We start from the raw sequence: 14,722 nt of genomic DNA, 5'->3' as shown, positions 1-14,722 counted from the left end.
ATTGAAGCGGTGGTTTGACACCGATCAATAAAACCATTAGTAAAGTTTTGGACGATACCAGAGTGCCTTGCGCGCCAGCGGCGTTTCCTCCGGCAAGTCGGGATTGGCCAGGTCCAGCACGTGCCGCTGGGAAAGTTTCAGTCCTGCCTCGATGCGGCCGAAATGGCGCCGGAACAGCTGCATGAAACTGCCATCGGCCAGCATCGCTTCCAGCCCGGTCTCGATGTGGCCTGCCAGTTCCGGCCGATGCTTGCCGACAAAAAAGTACAGCGCGGCCGGGTAGCGGATGACCAGGTGGGCGTCGAGCGCCAGCGGCAGCCGCGCATGGCTGGCCAGCTCGCCTTGCGCCTCGATCACGGAACGGGGAAAGTAATCGATGCGGCCCGCCGCCAGTTGCTGGAACAGGCCTTCGTAAGTGCTCGAGGTATCGAGCCGCAAGCCGTTTGCCTGCAGGATGGCGGCGTCGGGCCAGTCGCGCATCTGCCCGGCTGACAGCCGCGCCAGGGCGGCGATGCTGCGCACGCCCCGCAGCAGGTCCGGCTGGCGCGCCTGGATCAGCGCCACGCGCCAGCCGATCAGACCACGGTCGATGGGTATGCGTACCGGCAACAATTGCGTTTCGCGCGCGCGGCTCGTCATGGCCCAGACGACATCCACGCTGCCCGATGCAGTGGCGATCTCCTGCATGGCGCGCGTCTGCACCATGCGCAAGGCGGAACGGCGTAGCGCATACGCCTGCCCCGAGCGCTCCAATGCCTGCTGCAGCAGGGCTGTTACATAAGCTTGCTGCGGATCATCGAGCGCCTGGTGGCGCGGATACACGAGCGGCAGCGGCGTGCCGGCGGCAGCGCCCAAGGGCCACAGGCCGGCCAGCATGAGCAGGGTGCGGCGCTGCATGGCCCCCTCCTTTCCAGCGCTTTCATCAGCGTTCTTATCAGAATGACAGTATCACGCAGCTGGGTAGGCTTGTCGACCGGAATAAGGAAAATGTATATAAAATGACACTGATTTCTGGCTGGGCAGATGGAGATGAAATTAATCCAGATCAATAAAAACGTAAATAGAAAATAAATCTTGCGTGCTGCTCTGGACGGCATGCACGCCCCTCGCCTACGCTGTTTTTTTATTTGAAAAACAAGAGGCATACATGCAAACAGCACGCTTGAACATCATCGGCATGGATCACGAAGGCTGCGCCGACAGGCTGACCGGTGCACTGGAAGCCGTCACGGGCGTGGCCACCGTGTGCGTTTCGCTGGCCCGCCATGGCGCCACGGTGCAGTTTGACGAGCGGCTGGCCACGCAGGAGCGCTTGCTGGCCGCCGTCAACGACGCCGGCTTCATGGGCGAGGCGTCCGATGAACAACAATTGCCTTCATGCAGCGGCGCCTGCGGCCACTGCCGCCACTGAACGCCCGCCGCCTCTTTCCCGCTCAGCCTCCCCGCGCGCCCCGGTCGCGCAGGTGCGCCAGTACGCGGCGCGGCCCCAGCGCATGCAGGTCGAACGGCGGCAGCTCGATGGCGTCAAGCGTGTTCTTGAACAGCAGGCCCAGTTCCGTATCGCCTTCCAGGCTCAGACGGCGGCTGAAAAACAGGGTGTCCGGATCTTCCTGGCGCCGCGCCAGCAGCATCAAGTCATGCACGCTGGCGGCGATGCACAGGTCCGGCACGTCGACATAGCGCTCGGCCACGAACACCGTGCCCTGCCACTCGAAATCGAAGGCGATGCCCGCGTCCAGCAGGCGCAAGCGCAGGCTGCGCCCCTCCAGGCTGCGCCGCACGTCGTCGGGCAATTGTGGCGCCAGCAGGCGGTTCAAGCCCTGCACGAACAGCCAGGAAGCGGGGTACGGCGGCAGCTTGGACAGCAATTCGGCCAGCGGTTCTGGCAGCCGGTACGACACGGCGGGCTTGCTCATGGCTGGCTTGGCCGGCACGGGCAGTCTTTCCAGTTGATCTTGCATGGTGTTTCCTTTCGAGGCGTTCAATGGGCGGCGTGCTGTTCCATGCCTGGCTGGCCATGCCAGTAGCCGTCGCAGGCGCCGGCCGGCTGGCAGGCGGCCAGCTGGGCCTGGGCGCCGATGCCGCTGACCTGCCCGCGGCGGGCGCGGTCGAAGATGGCGATGACTTTTTCAGTGTTCATCGCCTGGGGGCTGATGCGCGCCACATCCACGCCCATGGCGCGCATGGCGTCCAGTTCGCGCACCAGGTTGTAGACGAGCGCCGACTGCGTCTGCGTGCCATTCAATACAAGGAAAGGTACTTCATCGCGCGTGCGCAGCAGCAGGCCGTCCGGCTCTTCCAGGCAGCTGTAGCCGCAATCATCCTTCGGCAGGTTGCGGTTGCGCGCCGTGAAGCAGCGCGCGGAAAACGCCAGCGGCATGCGGCCGTAGGTGAAGACTTCCGTCTCCAGCCCTTCCGGCTTCTGGCGCTGCATCTCGGCCAACGCCGCCTGGCCCATTTCCAGCGGCATCACCCAGCGCCGCGCACCGAGGCGCGCCAGCAATTGCAGGCTGGGGCCGTTGAACAGGTTCAAATGGGGGCCGGCGACGAAGGGGGCGCCCTTTTCCATGCAGTGCACGGCGCCCATGTCGTTTGCCTCGACCATATAGCGGCCGTTGCTTGTGATGCGGCGCAGGGTCGCCAGTTCGGCCCCCGCCTCGATCAGCGCCTGCGTCGACAGCACTACTTCCTTGCCGGCGGCGGCCAGCATGTCGGCGATATCGAGCCAGTCGGCCAGGCGCAGCTCATGCCGGCGCGAACACACGGTTTCGCCCAGGTACACGATATCGACGGCGGTGCCGGCGATCTGCTGGTAAAACTCGAAGACGGTGACGCGCGGCCAGTAGTACAGCAAGGGGCCCAAAGAGAGTTTTAGCATGTTCATCCTCTATTTCCAAGATCTGTGGTAGGCACCCAGGGTGTGCTGCTGGCCCTCGGCCAGCTTGTCCATGGCCGCCATCCAGCCCGGCTTGACGGCATAGCGCGCATTGCCTTCGCGGCAGGCGTCAATCGCTTCGCGCCACACGCGCGTCACCTGCGCCACGTACGCGGGGCTGCGCTGGCGCCCTTCGATCTTCACGGCGCGCACGCCCATGGCGATCAGCTGCGGCAGCAGCGCCAGCGTGTTCAGGCTGGCCGGCTCCTCGATGGCGTAATACTCTTCGTCGTTGACTTCGAAACGCCCCTTGCACAGGGTCGGATAGCTGGCGTTTTCGCCCGGCGCGTAGCGGTCGATCAGCACCCCGTTCAAACGCGACTCCAGGCCGTTCGGCGTTTCCAGCCAGCGCACGGATTTCGCCGGCGAGCACACGCCGTGCGTGTTCGGCGCCTCTCCCGTCGCATACGAGGACAGCGCGCAGCGCCCTTCGACCATCACGCACAGGCTGCCGAAACCGAAGACCTCGATCTCGACATCCGTCTTGCTGATCAATTGCTCGACCTGCGCCATCGACAGCACGCGCGGCAGCACGGCGCGGGCGATGCCGAAGTGTTCGCGGTAAAAATTGATGGCTTCATAGTTGGTGGCCGAGCCTTGCACGGACAGGTGCAGGCGCAGCTGCGGCTGGTGCTGGGCCGCATACGCCATCAGGCCGGGATCGGCGACGATCATGGCGTCGATGCCGGCTTCGGCGGCGCGGTCGATGGCGCTGCGCCATACGGCCCAGTTGTGCGGCTGCGGATAGGTATTCAGCGCCAGCAGCACCTTGCGTCCATATTGATGGGCGTAGCGCACGCCCTCGGCGATGGCCTTTTCGTCGAAATTGAGGCCGGCGAAATTGCGCGCATTGGTGGCGTCGCGAAAGCCCAGGTAGACGGTGTCGGCGCCATTGTCGACGGCCGCTTTCAAGGCAGGCAGGCTGCCGGCGGGGCAGACCAGTTCCAGCGGTCCGGCCACGCGGGTGGCGGTGGTTGATTCAAGCATCATGGTGTTCTCAGTCCTGTATCGGCTCAGGGTGCAGACTATAGCCCCGCCCATGCTGCCCAGTCCTTGACGCAGGTGAAGGAATGCGCGCACGGCTGGCGCGCGTTCAACTTGCTTGACCTGGCTGTAAAATGCCCCACCTTTCTCCCCTCCCATTGTCCCCATGCCCCGCAAACCGCTGCTGATTTTCCTGCTCACCCTGTTCCTCACCGTGCTGCAGGTGCAGTGGGCCGCACCCGCCGATGGCTATGCCGACGAGGCGCTGTCCGTGCTGTCGCCCGAGGTGCTGGGCGCGTATCCGGGCGTGCTGCTGCTGTTCCTGCTGGCCGTCTTCGCCCGCCGCGCCATGCCCGTGATGCGCCAGGCCGCCATCTGCACGGCCCTGCTGGCCGTCTACTGGCTGCTGGCCAATTACGTCACGTTCGACGCGCGCGTGGCCAGCTGGAGCACCTACTCGCCGCTGGAAATCTGGGCCCACGTGCTGCCCTCCTCCGTCATCAGCGTCGCCGCCTGCGCCGCCGCCTGGTTTGGCCTCATCTGCTTCATCCTGCGCCAGGGGCGCGCGAAAAAGTAAACGGCGACGCTTTTTTCACCTGCATCAAGGATTCGCCACGCAAGTGCACGCGCCCTTTGACGCCACTACATTTAGTGATTAATCTCCATGAAAACACCGCATGTTGTGTTTATTGGAGGTTTCATGACGACAAATGCAGTTTCCCCCACGCGCGGCCAGGTCGATGTCGCCTCGTCCATCAATGAATATCTGGACCGGCGCGACTGGCGTGTCAACGCCAACGCCAACCAGGGATATTCGCTGGGCGGCCTGATACTCAACGTGTCGGGCAAGGTCATCGCCAACTACTGGCTGGACCAGGTGTATCCGCCGGAAGTGGGCGCCGCGCACCGCGAAGCGGCGCTGCACATCCACGACCTCGACATGCTGGCCGGCTATTGCGCCGGCTGGTCGCTGCGCACCCTGCTGCATGAAGGCTTGAACGGCGTGCCGGGCAAGATCGAATCAGGCCCGCCCAAGCACATGTCGAGCGCCATCGGCCAGATCGTCAATTTTCTCGGCACCCTGCAAAACGAATGGGCCGGCGCGCAGGCGTTCAGCTCCTTCGACACCTACATGGCGCCCTACATCCGCAAGGACAGCCTGCGCTACGAAGACGTGCGCCAGTACATGCAGGAGCTGATCTTCAACCTCAACGTGCCATCGCGCTGGGGCACGCAGACGCCGTTCACCAACCTGACCTTCGACTGGGTCTGCCCGGACGACCTGCGCGAGCAGATTCCCGTCATCGCCGGCCGGGAAATGGACTTCAGCTATGGCGAGCTGCAGGCCGAGATGGACATGATCAACCGCGCCTACATCGAGATCATGATGGCGGGTGACGCCAAGGGCAGGGTCTTCACCTTCCCCATCCCCACCTATAACATCACCGGGGATTTCGACTGGCATAGCGAAAACGCGGAACGCCTGTTCGAGATGACGGCCCGCTACGGCCTGCCCTACTTCCAGAACTTCATCAATTCGGAACTCAAGCCGAACATGATCCGCTCCATGTGCTGCCGCTTGCAGCTGGACTTGCGCGAACTGCTGAAAAGGGGCAATGGCCTGTTCGGTTCTGCCGAGCAGACGGGTTCCCTGGGCGTGGTGACGATCAACTGCGCGCGCCTGGGCCACCGATGGCGCGGCGACGAAGCGGCGCTGATGGCGGACCTGGACCGCCTGCTGGAACTGGGCAAGGCCAGCCTGGAAATCAAGCGCCGCACCATCGAGGAACTGATGCAGCAAGGCCTGTTCCCGTACACGAAACGCTACCTGGGCACCCTGCGCAACCACTTTTCCACCCTGGGCGTGAACGGCATCAACGAGATGATCCGCAATTTTAGCGGCGACGCCCATGACATCACGAGTCCGCAGGGCCATGCGCTGGCCGTGCGCCTGCTCGACCACGTCCGTGCCCGCATGGTGCAATTCCAGGAAGAGACGGGCCATATGTACAACCTGGAAGCGACGCCGGCCGAAGGCACGACGTACCGCTTCGCACGAGAAGACCGCAAGCGCTATCCTGCCATCCTGCAGGCGGGCACGCCGGACAACCCGTATTACACGAATTCCTCGCAGCTGCCCGTCGGCCACACGGACGACCCGTTCGAGGCGCTGGAGTTGCAGGACGCGCTGCAGCGCAAGTACACGGGCGGCACGGTGCTGCACCTGTACATGACGGAAGCGCTGTCGGACGCGAACGCCTGCCGCGAGCTGGTGAAACGCGCCCTGAGCCGCTTCTCGCTGCCCTATATCACCGTCACGCCCACGTTTTCCATCTGCCCGCGCCATGGCTACCTGGCCGGCAAGCACGAATTCTGCCCTACCTGCGACGCGGAACTGATCGCCCGCAAGCAGGCCCACATTGCTCCATCACTTGAGGAAACACCATGAACGCACGTCCCGATTTCACTCCCGCCATCACCCTGCTCGACACCGAACGCCAGCGCTGCGAAATCTGGACCCGCGTGATGGGCTACCACCGCCCCGTCGCCTCGTTCAACATCGGCAAGCAGGGCGAATTCCACGAGCGCCAGTATTTTACGGAAGCGGGCGCCCGGCTTGGCCAGCCCGCCTGCCATGGCTGAGTTGAAAGTGGGCGGACTGACGCCCTTTTCCGCCACCGACTACCCGGGCAAGCTGGCGGCCGTGGTGTTCGTGCAGGGCTGCCCCTGGCGTTGCGGCTATTGCCACAATCCGCACTTGCAGGCGCGCACGCCGGAAGGCGCCATGCCGTGGCAGGAGGTCCTGACCTGGCTGCGCCGCCGCGTGGGCCTCGTCGACGCCGTCGTCTTCAGCGGCGGCGAGGCGTGCATGGACCCGGCGCTGGCGCGCGCCATGCAGGACGCCAGGGCGCTGGGGTTCGGCATCGGCCTGCACACGGCCTGCATCTATCCGCAGCGCCTGCAGGAGGTGCTGCCCCTGGTCGACTGGGTCGGCTTCGACATCAAGGCGCCGTTTGCCGACTATCGTCATGTGACCCACGTGGCCGGCAGCGGCGACCCGGCGCTTGCCTGCCTGGACGCCATCCTCGCCAGCGGCGTCGCCTACGAATGCCGCACCACCATCCATCCGGACCTGCTGCCGGACGAACAGCTGCTGGCCCTGGCCGCCGCCCTGGCCGCCAAGGGCGTCGACAACTACGTGCTGCAGCAGTTTCGCGCCGAAGGCTGCGCGGATGCGGCACTGGCCGGCCGGCCCCTGCACGGCTATCCGGCGGCGGACACTGTGGCGCAAATCGGCGCCATGTTTCCCCGTTTTACATTCCGTAACCATGGCAGCTGAACCTGCAAGCACATAATTTCGCAAAGCCCCGAAAAATTATCCGTTCTGCAACGCTGAAATGTCTTGCGTGCTGTAATGTATCAACTGTGCCGCGCACCATGCGCAGCCCGTCAGATTCCTCACACCGCATTACAGATAAGCGTCATCCATGAACGATTTCACCGCAGTCAGCCCAGGCACCCCTTCCACCCACGCCGACATCCTGTACGGCCCGCCGCGACCGGATCTGCTGCGCGAGGAAGTGCTGGCGGACCTGCTGGAAGCAACGGCGCGCCGCTGTCCCGAACACATCGCCCTGATCGACGGCGAACGCCGCATCAGCTATGCCGAACTCGATGCGCAGGCGGGCCTGGCGGCGTCGCGCCTGGTGGCGGCCGGCGTCAAGCCCGGCGACATCGTGGGACTGTGGCTGCCGCGCGGCGCCCCCCTGCTGCTGATGCAGGCGGCCATCGCCAAGGCGGGCGCCGCCTGGCTGCCCGTCGATGAAGACACGCCCGTCGAGCGCCTGCAGGTGTGCCTCGATGACGCCAACGGTGCCGGCGTCGTCAGCTGCGCGCAGTTCGCGCCGCGCCTGGAGCAGGCCGGCGTCGAGCGCCCCGTATGGACGGCGGAAAGCCTGCTGGCGCCCGCCGCGCCGGGAGAACTGCTGCCCGCGCGCGGCACCGTCTTGCCCGACCACCCGGCTTACGTGATCTACACGTCCGGCTCCACAGGCAAGCCGAAAGGCATATTGATCAACCAGCGCAGCATCTGCCACTTCCTGCGCAGCGAAAACGCCGTGCTGGAAGTGACGCAAGCCGACACCGTCTACCAGGGCTTTTCCGTCGCCTTCGACATGTCGTTCGAGGAAATCTGGATCGCCTACATGGTGGGCGCCACCCTGTGGCTGGGCCCCAAGGAGATCTCGGGCGACCCGGAAGCCTTGCCCCGCGCGCTGGCCGCCAACCACGTCACCGTGCTGCATGCCGTGCCGACGCTGCTGGCCCTGTTCGCGGAAGAAGTACCCGGTTTGCGTTTGATCAACCTGGGCGGCGAGATGTGCCCCGAGTCCCTCGTCGAGCGCTGGTCGCGCCCGGGCCGCGCGATGTTCAACACCTACGGCCCCACGGAAGCGACCGTCTCGTGCAGCCTGGCGCGCCTGCGCCCCGGCGAACCCGTCACCATCGGCACGCCGCTGCCCAATTACGGCTTGCTGGTGCTGCAGGTGGCCGAGCCGGGCGAACACCGTCCCCTGACCTTGCTGCCGCGCGGCGAAACGGGGGAACTGTGCATCATCGGCCCCGGCCTGGCCGATGGCTACCTGGGCCGGCCCGACCTGACGGTGGAAAAATTCCTGCCCAATCCGTGGAGCACGTGTCCCGACGATGCGCGCCTGTACCGCACGGGCGACCTGGCCCGCATCGATGCGGACGGCCAGGTGCTGTGCCTGGGCCGCGCCGACGACCAGGTGAAGATACGCGGCTTCCGCGTGGAGCTGGGCGAGATCGAAGCCGTGCTGGCGCAACAGCCGGGCGTGGGCACGGTGGCCGTCCTGCTGCGCAAGGATGACGGCATCGACCAGCTGGTGGCCTACATCGTCGGCAGCGACGAGACGCCCGGCGACGCCCTGGCGGCGAAAACCCTGCGCGCGGCCCTGAACCTGCATTTGCCGCCCTATATGGTGCCAGGCCGTTTCGAGCTGCTGCCGCTGATGCCGCGCCTGACCTCGGGGAAAATCGACCGGAAGGCCTTGAAAGCCATGCCCCTGTCCGCCCCGCCGCCCGGCGAGGCGGGGATCTCGGACGTGCCGGAAACGCCGGCCGAAGCGGCCCTGTTCGCGGCCCTGGCCAAGCTGTTCCCGGGCCAGGCCATCTTGCGCCAGCTGGACTTCTTCAGCGACCTTGGCGGCCACTCCTTCCTGGCCGCGCGCCTGGCCTCCACCCTGCGCGCCGACCCGGCCTACGCCCACATGACGGTGCGCGACATTTACCAGAACCGGCAGATCGGCAAGATCGCCGCCGTGCTGAACGAAGCGCCCGCGCTGGCCACGCCGGAAGCGGATTGGACGCCGCCATCGGCCTGGAAGCGCTGGATCTGCGGCGCGGCCCAGGCGGCGGCCGTGCCGGGCCTTGTCACCCTGCGCATGGCGCAGTGGATGGCGCCGTTCTTCACCTACCACTTCTTCACGGGCGACACGGGCGACACCGTGCCGCGCGCCATCGCCGCCTCGATCGGCGTGTTCTTGCTCGCGACCCTGGCCGAATTTGCCATTGCGATTGCCGGCAAATGGCTGATCGCCGGGCGTCTGAAACCGGGCAGCTATCCGCTGTGGGGCGTCACGTATTACCGCTGGTGGCTGGCCGACCGCCTGGTCGAATCGGCGCCCGCCTACCTGCTCAGCGGTTCATCGCTGAACAGCTGGTGGCTGCGCGCGCTGGGCGCGAAAGTGGGCAAGGAAGTGGTCATCGGTTCGATGACCCTGCGCGCGCCCGACTTGCTGTCCATCGGCGACAACGTCAGCGTGGGCAATGCCGTCAACTTTGAAAACGCCCGCGTGGAACGGGGCCGTTTGCTGCTGGGCCGGATCAGCATCGGCGACGATGCCTGCATCAGCTCTTACGCGATCATGGAAGGCAATACCCAGGTGGGCGCGTTTGGCCACCTCGAGGGACAGTCCGCGCTGGCCGACGGCGCCTCGGTGCCCGCCGGTCGCGTCTGGACGGGCTCACCCGCGCGCGACATCGGCCCCTACGACCGGGCCAGCCAGCCGCCGCGCCCCGCCGTCTCGCGCCTGCGCCTGACGGGCGAAACCCTGTTCTTCTGCTTCGGCATGGTCTTGATCGCCGTGCTGTTCTTCATGCCCGTCTTCCCCAGTTTCGTGCTGATCGACTGGTTCGACGAGCGCGAAATGATGCCGTGGCTGCAGGGGCGCGACGTGACGACACAGCTGGCCCGCTACTTCCTGCTGGCCTTCCCCGCCAGCGCCGTGCTGATCGTGCTCACGGCCCTGCTGTCGGCCGCCATCCGCTGGGGCGCGCTGCCCCGCCTGAAGCCGGGCAGCTCGCCCGTGCACAGCAATATCTATTGCGCCAAGTGGCTGGTCAGCCATATACAGGAATCGAGCCTGAACGTCCTGCACGGCATCTACGCCACCGTGTACGCGCCGTACTGGTACCGCCTGCTGGGCGCCAAGGTCGGCAAGGGCGCCGAGATTTCCACGGCGCTCGGCGTCGTGCCCGACATGCTGACGCTGGGCGACGACACCTTCATCGCCGACGCCGTCATGCTGGGCGACGAGCAGATCGACGGCGGGTGGATGACCATGCGCCCCACCGTCGTCTCGCACCGCAGCTTTGTCGGCAACGGCAGCTATATCCCCGACGGCACCGTGCTGCCCGAACACGTGCTGATCGGCGTGCACACGCACGCGCCGCGCAATGAGCAGATGCACAGCGGCGACACCTGGCTGGGTTCTCCCCCCATGCACCTGCCCGCGCGCGAACAGGTCAGCGGCTTTGCCGAGCATCTGACCTTCAAGCCGTCGCTGCTGCGCCGCCTGGGACGCAGCCTGATCGAAGCGTTCCGCATCGTCGCGCCGCACGCCGTGGTGATCGCCGTCGGCTACACGCTGGTGCTGGACGTGATGCCCATCGCGGGCGCCGGGCGCTGGGGCGAAGTGGTGGGCGACCTGGCCATTGCCGGCATCGCCTACGGCATTGGCAACTTTTTGGTCGTCGTGCTGTTCAAATGGCTGCTGCTGGGACGCTACCGCAAGCACGCGGCGCCCATGTGGACGCCGTTCGTGTGGATTTCGGAAGGCGTCACCAATCTGTACGAGGGCATCGCCGTGCCCAACTTCATGCGCTACCTGCGCGGCACGCCGTGGCTGCCGCTGGCCTTCCGCCTGTTCGGCTGCAAGATCGGGCGCGGCGTCTACATGGACACGACGGACATCACGGAATTCGACTGCGTGCACATCGGCGACTACAGCGAATTGAACGCGCTGACCTGCCCGCAAACGCATCTGTTCGAAGACCGCGTGATGAAGATCGACCACGTGGAGATCGGCCAGCGCGTCTACATGGGCCCGCGCAGCTCCGTGCTGTACAGCGCCAGGGTGGGCGACAATGCGCGCCTGGGACCGTTGACCCTGGTGATGAAGGGCGAGCACATCCCCGCCGGCAGCAACTGGGCGGGATGTCCGGCCGCGCCTTTGCGTAGCTGATTGCAGCTGATGGATTTTACGGTGCTCTTGTCAAGAGACGGCGTGCTGGTGATCGGCATCGTGCCGCCGCCATCCCGCATGGAAGCGCGCGCGCACCTGCGCCAGGCCGTGCGCGAAGCGGCGGCGCAGTGGCAACACCTGGACATCGAGGCTGTTTCAGTCGAATCGACGCCGGGCACCCCTCCCCGCCTGCTGCTGCCCGCCGGCGTTGCGGGCCTGTCGTTCAGCCATGACGCGGGACTGTCGCTGGCCGCCATCGGCCTGCATGGTCCCGTCGGCATCGACGTGATGCGGGTGCAGGACATTGCCGACTGGTTCATTCTGGCGCGCGATTACCTGGGGCCGCAAGTGGCGCAGGAGCTGGCCGCCTGCCCTGCCGACCAGCGCCCGCGGCGCCTGGCGCAGGCGTGGACGGCGCGCGAGGCGGCGATCAAATACTCAGGCTTGCAGCTGGCCGAGTGGAACGGGTCCGCGCCAGCCTGCTGCCTGCAGGCTTTGCCATTGCCAGCCCCCTACGTGGCCAGCCTCGCGTTTTAATCTTCCGTGCCATGTCCAGTTCCGCCGATCTGGACGAAAATCAGTTTTACGATAATACTGATAAGTACTCCCAATATCCCGAGCAGTTCCAGCATGGTCTTTCCTTTGCAGTGACAGCAGATCAATCCACTGTATCGTGAACGCCGGGGCAAGGCTAATATCAAATCAGGCAGTCTCCGATCTCGAAAAGGCATACGATTGATTTCCATCAAACAGTTCCGCTACTTTGTCGAAGTCGTCGATGCGGGCAGTTACTCGCGCGCGGCGGAAAAGCTGTACATCGCACAGTCGGCCCTGAGCCGGCAGATCAAGGAACTCGAAGGCGAGGTGCAAGCCCCGCTGCTCACGCGCGACGCGCGCCATATCGAACTGACGCCTGCGGGACAGGTCTTTTATGAGCGGGCCAGGCGCATTCTGGAAGACATCGAGGAAACCGTGCGCCAAACGCGCCACGTGGGGCAAGGGGCGCAAGGCATCATCCGCCTGCTCCATTCGAGCTCCGTCACCCTCACCCCCGCCATCGGCGCCGTGCTGAACCGGCTGCTGGCGCAGTTTCCCGGCGTTTCGCTCGATGTGTCGAAAGGCTCGTCGGAAAACCAGGCAGCCGACATCGAGGAAGGCCGCGCCGACCTGGGCCTCGTGCGCCTGCCCACCTTGCGCAAGCACGCCAACATCGTCGTGCGCGAACTGTTTGCGGAAAAGCTGGTGGTGGCCGTGTCGTCCGCCTCGCCGCTGGCCGCGCTGGAACGCACGACGATCGCCGCCCTGCGCGATGAAGCCTTCGTCTCGATCCCGCACCAGGACCGGGGGGGCCTGAGCTACCTGGTGGCGGGCCTGTGCCTGGCGCAGGGATTTTTTCCGAAGGCGGCGCGCGCCCTGTCGCGCAAGACCTCGCAACTGAACCTGATCGAAGCCAATATGGGCATCGCCATCGTCCCCGACAGCATGCGCCTGGTGGCGCCGCCCGGCGTGCGTTTTATCGCCCTGCCGGACGAGGAATCGCATTCCGTCCTCGGCCTGATCTCGCCGCGCGCGGCCAGCGGCATGGTGGCCGCGTTTACGGAAGCGTTCGTGCGCGAGATGAACAGATTGACAATGACAGATTAACCTTCCGCGTACAGCGCCGCATCCACGTCGCGCACGGCCGCCATCAGCAAGGCCAGCTTCATGACATCGAGCTGGCCGTCCGTGCGCACGCGCGAGCACAGGTCGATGCCGTAGGGCCGCACCTGGCGCAGCGCTTCCATCACGTTGTTCGCATCGAGGCCGCCGGCCAGGAAGACGGGACGGGGGCTGGCGCGCACGAAGCGCGCACTGATGCTCCAGTCATGGGTGCGGCCCGTGCCGCCCAGCTCCGGCACAGCCGCGCCGGGGCGGCCCGAATCGAGCAAAAAAGCGTGGACATGGGGCGCATAGGCGGGAATCAGCGCCAACGCCTCCGGTCCCTCCACGTGGATCACCTGCACGCGCCGCACGTGCGGCAGCAAGCGCGCCAGCTCGGCGACTTCGCCGGGATCGACATGGCCGACGATCTGCACGGTGGACGGCTGCGTGGCGCGCACGTGTTCGGCGATGGCTTGCGCCGTCGTCTCGGACGTCAGCAGGAAGGTGGCCACGGGTGGCGGCGTCCAGGCGGCGATCTGCGCGATGCGCGCGTCAGGAATGGGGCCGGGACCGGACGGCATGGCCGCCACCAGGCCCAGCGCGTCGGCGCCGGCGGCAATGGCCAGTTGCGCTTCGTCGATGGAAGCGATGCAGCAGATCTTGATGCGGGTTCTCATGGCCTTGCGTGCTCAGTCAAAATGATCAACATTACAACACAGGGCGGCGCGCACGCCAAGGCACGCCGTCAAGGCCGCGCACGATTGTGTGCCAGAATGGGGGCCTGCCCACTTCCAGAGGAATCCATGGCCGACTATAAAAACCCCAGCTACGTGGCCCGCTCCATGCACCCGCGTTTCGATGAGTTGACCTCGCCCGGCGAAACCGTGCCGTATTCGGGCATCTACCGCTGCGACGGCTGCGCGCACGAGATCGTGTCGACGGAAGGCCATGTCATGCCGCCGCAAAACCACCACCAGCACAGCAGCGAACAGGGCCCCATCCTCTGGCGCCTGATCGTCAGCCCGCGCTGATGCTGCGGCGCAGATTGACAGTCGCCAGGCGCCGGCCGATACTGGATTCATCCTGGACCGCCACTGGAATGCCCGCATGCGCATCGTCGATTTTGAAGTCCGCAAGGAGTGTCCGCCGCAGCTGTGCGACTGCGAGCGCGAGCGGCTGCTCGCCGATCCGCAGGCAGACATTGCCATCCTGCGCCTGAACCTGACGGAAGAAAAGCGCCTGCTGGCGCACATCGAGGGCATCGCCACGCATGCGCAGCTGCGCAAGCTGCAGCTGCTGCTGAAGAAAAACCTGGGGGTGGAGTTGCAGATTGCGCCTGGCAGCGGCGAAGTGCGCACCGTGCGCGGCTTCCAGATCCGCCTGCAGGAGCGGCCCGGCCTGTGCCGCAAGACGCGCGCCGCCATCCCGGCCGCCGTGCGCCGCTGCCTGGCCGCGCATCCCGACATCGCGTTTGCGATATTGAATGAAAACGATTTGCTCGGTGGCGTTTAGACAGCGCTAGCTGTGATGTTTCAATAGGTTGTTGTGGTTCATTCGGATTGGATTTGAGACACTGGAAATCGCCAAACCCCCAGTTCTCAAGGAAACCAACCGAATG

General features: G+C 65.5%; 15 protein-coding genes. 10 read left to right on the top strand and 5 right to left on the bottom strand.

Annotation, left to right across the window (positions count from 1 at the left end; all coding sequences use genetic code 11):
- Window positions 1–36: 36 nt before the first annotated feature.
- Window positions 37–897, bottom strand: a complete 861-nt coding sequence (locus BXA07_RS19310; RefSeq protein WP_212592339.1) for a substrate-binding periplasmic protein — start codon at window positions 895–897, stop codon at window positions 37–39.
- Window positions 898–1,147: 250 nt separating this feature from the next.
- Between BXA07_RS19310 and BXA07_RS19305 the strand changes: the two genes are divergently transcribed.
- Entirely contained in the window at window positions 1,148–1,411 is a 264-nt protein-coding gene (locus BXA07_RS19305; RefSeq protein WP_076570002.1) for a heavy-metal-associated domain-containing protein, read from the top strand.
- Window positions 1,412–1,433: 22 nt separating this feature from the next.
- Here the strand turns inward: BXA07_RS19305 and BXA07_RS19300 are convergent, their stop codons facing one another.
- The 3 genes from BXA07_RS19300 to BXA07_RS19290 are packed head-to-tail and all read right to left on the bottom strand — an operon-like array spanning window position 1,434 to window position 3,922.
- Window positions 1,434–1,961, bottom strand: coding sequence for a ubiquinone anaerobic biosynthesis accessory factor UbiT (locus tag BXA07_RS19300; protein WP_083708405.1), 528 nt, complete (start codon window positions 1,959–1,961; stop codon window positions 1,434–1,436).
- 20 nt (window positions 1,962–1,981) lie between these two features.
- On the bottom strand, window positions 1,982–2,878 hold the full coding sequence (locus BXA07_RS19295; protein ID WP_076570270.1) for a ubiquinone anaerobic biosynthesis protein UbiV: 897 nt from the start codon (window positions 2,876–2,878) through the stop codon (window positions 1,982–1,984).
- 9 nt (window positions 2,879–2,887) lie between these two features.
- Window positions 2,888–3,922 (bottom strand): ubiquinone anaerobic biosynthesis protein UbiU, encoded by a 1,035-nt coding sequence (locus BXA07_RS19290; protein WP_076570268.1) that lies wholly within the window; start codon window positions 3,920–3,922, stop codon window positions 2,888–2,890.
- A gap of 163 nt (window positions 3,923–4,085) precedes the next feature.
- Here BXA07_RS19290 and BXA07_RS19285 point away from each other — a divergent pair, with 163 nt between their 5' ends.
- The 7 genes from BXA07_RS19285 to BXA07_RS19255 all read left to right on the top strand — a co-directional run bounded on the left by BXA07_RS19285 (window position 4,086) and on the right by BXA07_RS19255 (window position 13,107).
- Window positions 4,086–4,496: a hypothetical protein gene (locus BXA07_RS19285; protein WP_076570000.1), complete on the top strand. Its 411-nt coding sequence runs from the start codon at window positions 4,086–4,088 to the stop codon at window positions 4,494–4,496.
- A gap of 123 nt (window positions 4,497–4,619) precedes the next feature.
- Entirely contained in the window at window positions 4,620–6,368 is a 1,749-nt protein-coding gene (locus BXA07_RS19280) for a ribonucleoside triphosphate reductase (RefSeq protein WP_076569999.1), read from the top strand.
- The gene (nrdD, locus tag BXA07_RS31665; protein ID WP_076569997.1) at window positions 6,365–6,562 is read left to right on the top strand and encodes an anaerobic ribonucleoside-triphosphate reductase; all 198 of its coding nucleotides are present in this window, start codon (window positions 6,365–6,367) and stop codon (window positions 6,560–6,562) included. The genes BXA07_RS19280 and nrdD overlap by 4 nt, the downstream gene beginning before the upstream one ends.
- The gene (locus BXA07_RS19270; RefSeq protein WP_076569995.1) at window positions 6,555–7,259 is read left to right on the top strand and encodes an anaerobic ribonucleoside-triphosphate reductase activating protein; all 705 of its coding nucleotides are present in this window, start codon (window positions 6,555–6,557) and stop codon (window positions 7,257–7,259) included. The genes nrdD and BXA07_RS19270 overlap by 8 nt, the downstream gene beginning before the upstream one ends.
- A gap of 148 nt (window positions 7,260–7,407) precedes the next feature.
- Window positions 7,408–11,463, top strand: a complete 4,056-nt coding sequence (locus BXA07_RS19265) for a Pls/PosA family non-ribosomal peptide synthetase (protein ID WP_076569994.1) — start codon at window positions 7,408–7,410, stop codon at window positions 11,461–11,463.
- A gap of 21 nt (window positions 11,464–11,484) precedes the next feature.
- Entirely contained in the window at window positions 11,485–12,000 is a 516-nt protein-coding gene (locus BXA07_RS19260; RefSeq protein WP_170909693.1) for a 4'-phosphopantetheinyl transferase family protein, read from the top strand.
- 198 nt (window positions 12,001–12,198) lie between these two features.
- Complete coding sequence (locus tag BXA07_RS19255) at window positions 12,199–13,107, top strand: LysR family transcriptional regulator (RefSeq protein ID WP_076569992.1); 909 nt, start codon at window positions 12,199–12,201, stop codon at window positions 13,105–13,107.
- On the opposite strand, the gene BXA07_RS19250 is transcribed toward BXA07_RS19255, so the two are convergent.
- Complete coding sequence (locus BXA07_RS19250; RefSeq protein ID WP_076569991.1) at window positions 13,104–13,781, bottom strand: phosphoribosylanthranilate isomerase; 678 nt, start codon at window positions 13,779–13,781, stop codon at window positions 13,104–13,106. The two genes, BXA07_RS19255 and BXA07_RS19250, sit on opposite strands and share 4 nt — an antisense overlap.
- A gap of 126 nt (window positions 13,782–13,907) precedes the next feature.
- On the opposite strand from BXA07_RS19250, the gene BXA07_RS19245 reads away from it, so the two are divergent.
- Window positions 13,908–14,135: a hypothetical protein gene (locus tag BXA07_RS19245; RefSeq protein WP_076569989.1), complete on the top strand. Its 228-nt coding sequence runs from the start codon at window positions 13,908–13,910 to the stop codon at window positions 14,133–14,135.
- A gap of 76 nt (window positions 14,136–14,211) precedes the next feature.
- Entirely contained in the window at window positions 14,212–14,616 is a 405-nt protein-coding gene (locus BXA07_RS19240; protein WP_076569988.1) for a hypothetical protein, read from the top strand.
- Window positions 14,617–14,722: the final 106 nt, after the last annotated feature.

The organism is Janthinobacterium sp. TND4EL3 (assembly GCF_900156175.1).
Classification (GTDB): Bacteria; Pseudomonadota; Gammaproteobacteria; order Burkholderiales; family Burkholderiaceae_D; genus Janthinobacterium.
Note: the sequence above shows the minus strand (reverse complement) of the source record. Positions and strands in the feature narration are given on the sequence as shown.

Coding starts and splice junctions, on each gene's coding strand:
- BXA07_RS19310 (WP_212592339.1), bottom strand. CDS start 897: ATGCAGCGCCGCACCCTGCTCATGCTGGCCGGCCTGTGGCCCTTGGGC.
- BXA07_RS19305 (WP_076570002.1), top strand. CDS start 1,148: ATGCAAACAGCACGCTTGAACATCATCGGCATGGATCACGAAGGCTGC.
- BXA07_RS19300 (WP_083708405.1), bottom strand. CDS start 1,961: ATGCAAGATCAACTGGAAAGACTGCCCGTGCCGGCCAAGCCAGCCATG.
- BXA07_RS19295 (WP_076570270.1), bottom strand. CDS start 2,878: ATGCTAAAACTCTCTTTGGGCCCCTTGCTGTACTACTGGCCGCGCGTC.
- BXA07_RS19290 (WP_076570268.1), bottom strand. CDS start 3,922: ATGCTTGAATCAACCACCGCCACCCGCGTGGCCGGACCGCTGGAACTG.
- BXA07_RS19285 (WP_076570000.1), top strand. CDS start 4,086: ATGCCCCGCAAACCGCTGCTGATTTTCCTGCTCACCCTGTTCCTCACC.
- BXA07_RS19280 (WP_076569999.1), top strand. CDS start 4,620: ATGACGACAAATGCAGTTTCCCCCACGCGCGGCCAGGTCGATGTCGCC.
- nrdD (WP_076569997.1), top strand. CDS start 6,365: ATGAACGCACGTCCCGATTTCACTCCCGCCATCACCCTGCTCGACACC.
- BXA07_RS19270 (WP_076569995.1), top strand. CDS start 6,555: ATGGCTGAGTTGAAAGTGGGCGGACTGACGCCCTTTTCCGCCACCGAC.
- BXA07_RS19265 (WP_076569994.1), top strand. CDS start 7,408: ATGAACGATTTCACCGCAGTCAGCCCAGGCACCCCTTCCACCCACGCC.
- BXA07_RS19250 (WP_076569991.1), bottom strand. CDS start 13,781: ATGAGAACCCGCATCAAGATCTGCTGCATCGCTTCCATCGACGAAGCG.
- BXA07_RS19245 (WP_076569989.1), top strand. CDS start 13,908: ATGGCCGACTATAAAAACCCCAGCTACGTGGCCCGCTCCATGCACCCG.
- BXA07_RS19240 (WP_076569988.1), top strand. CDS start 14,212: ATGCGCATCGTCGATTTTGAAGTCCGCAAGGAGTGTCCGCCGCAGCTG.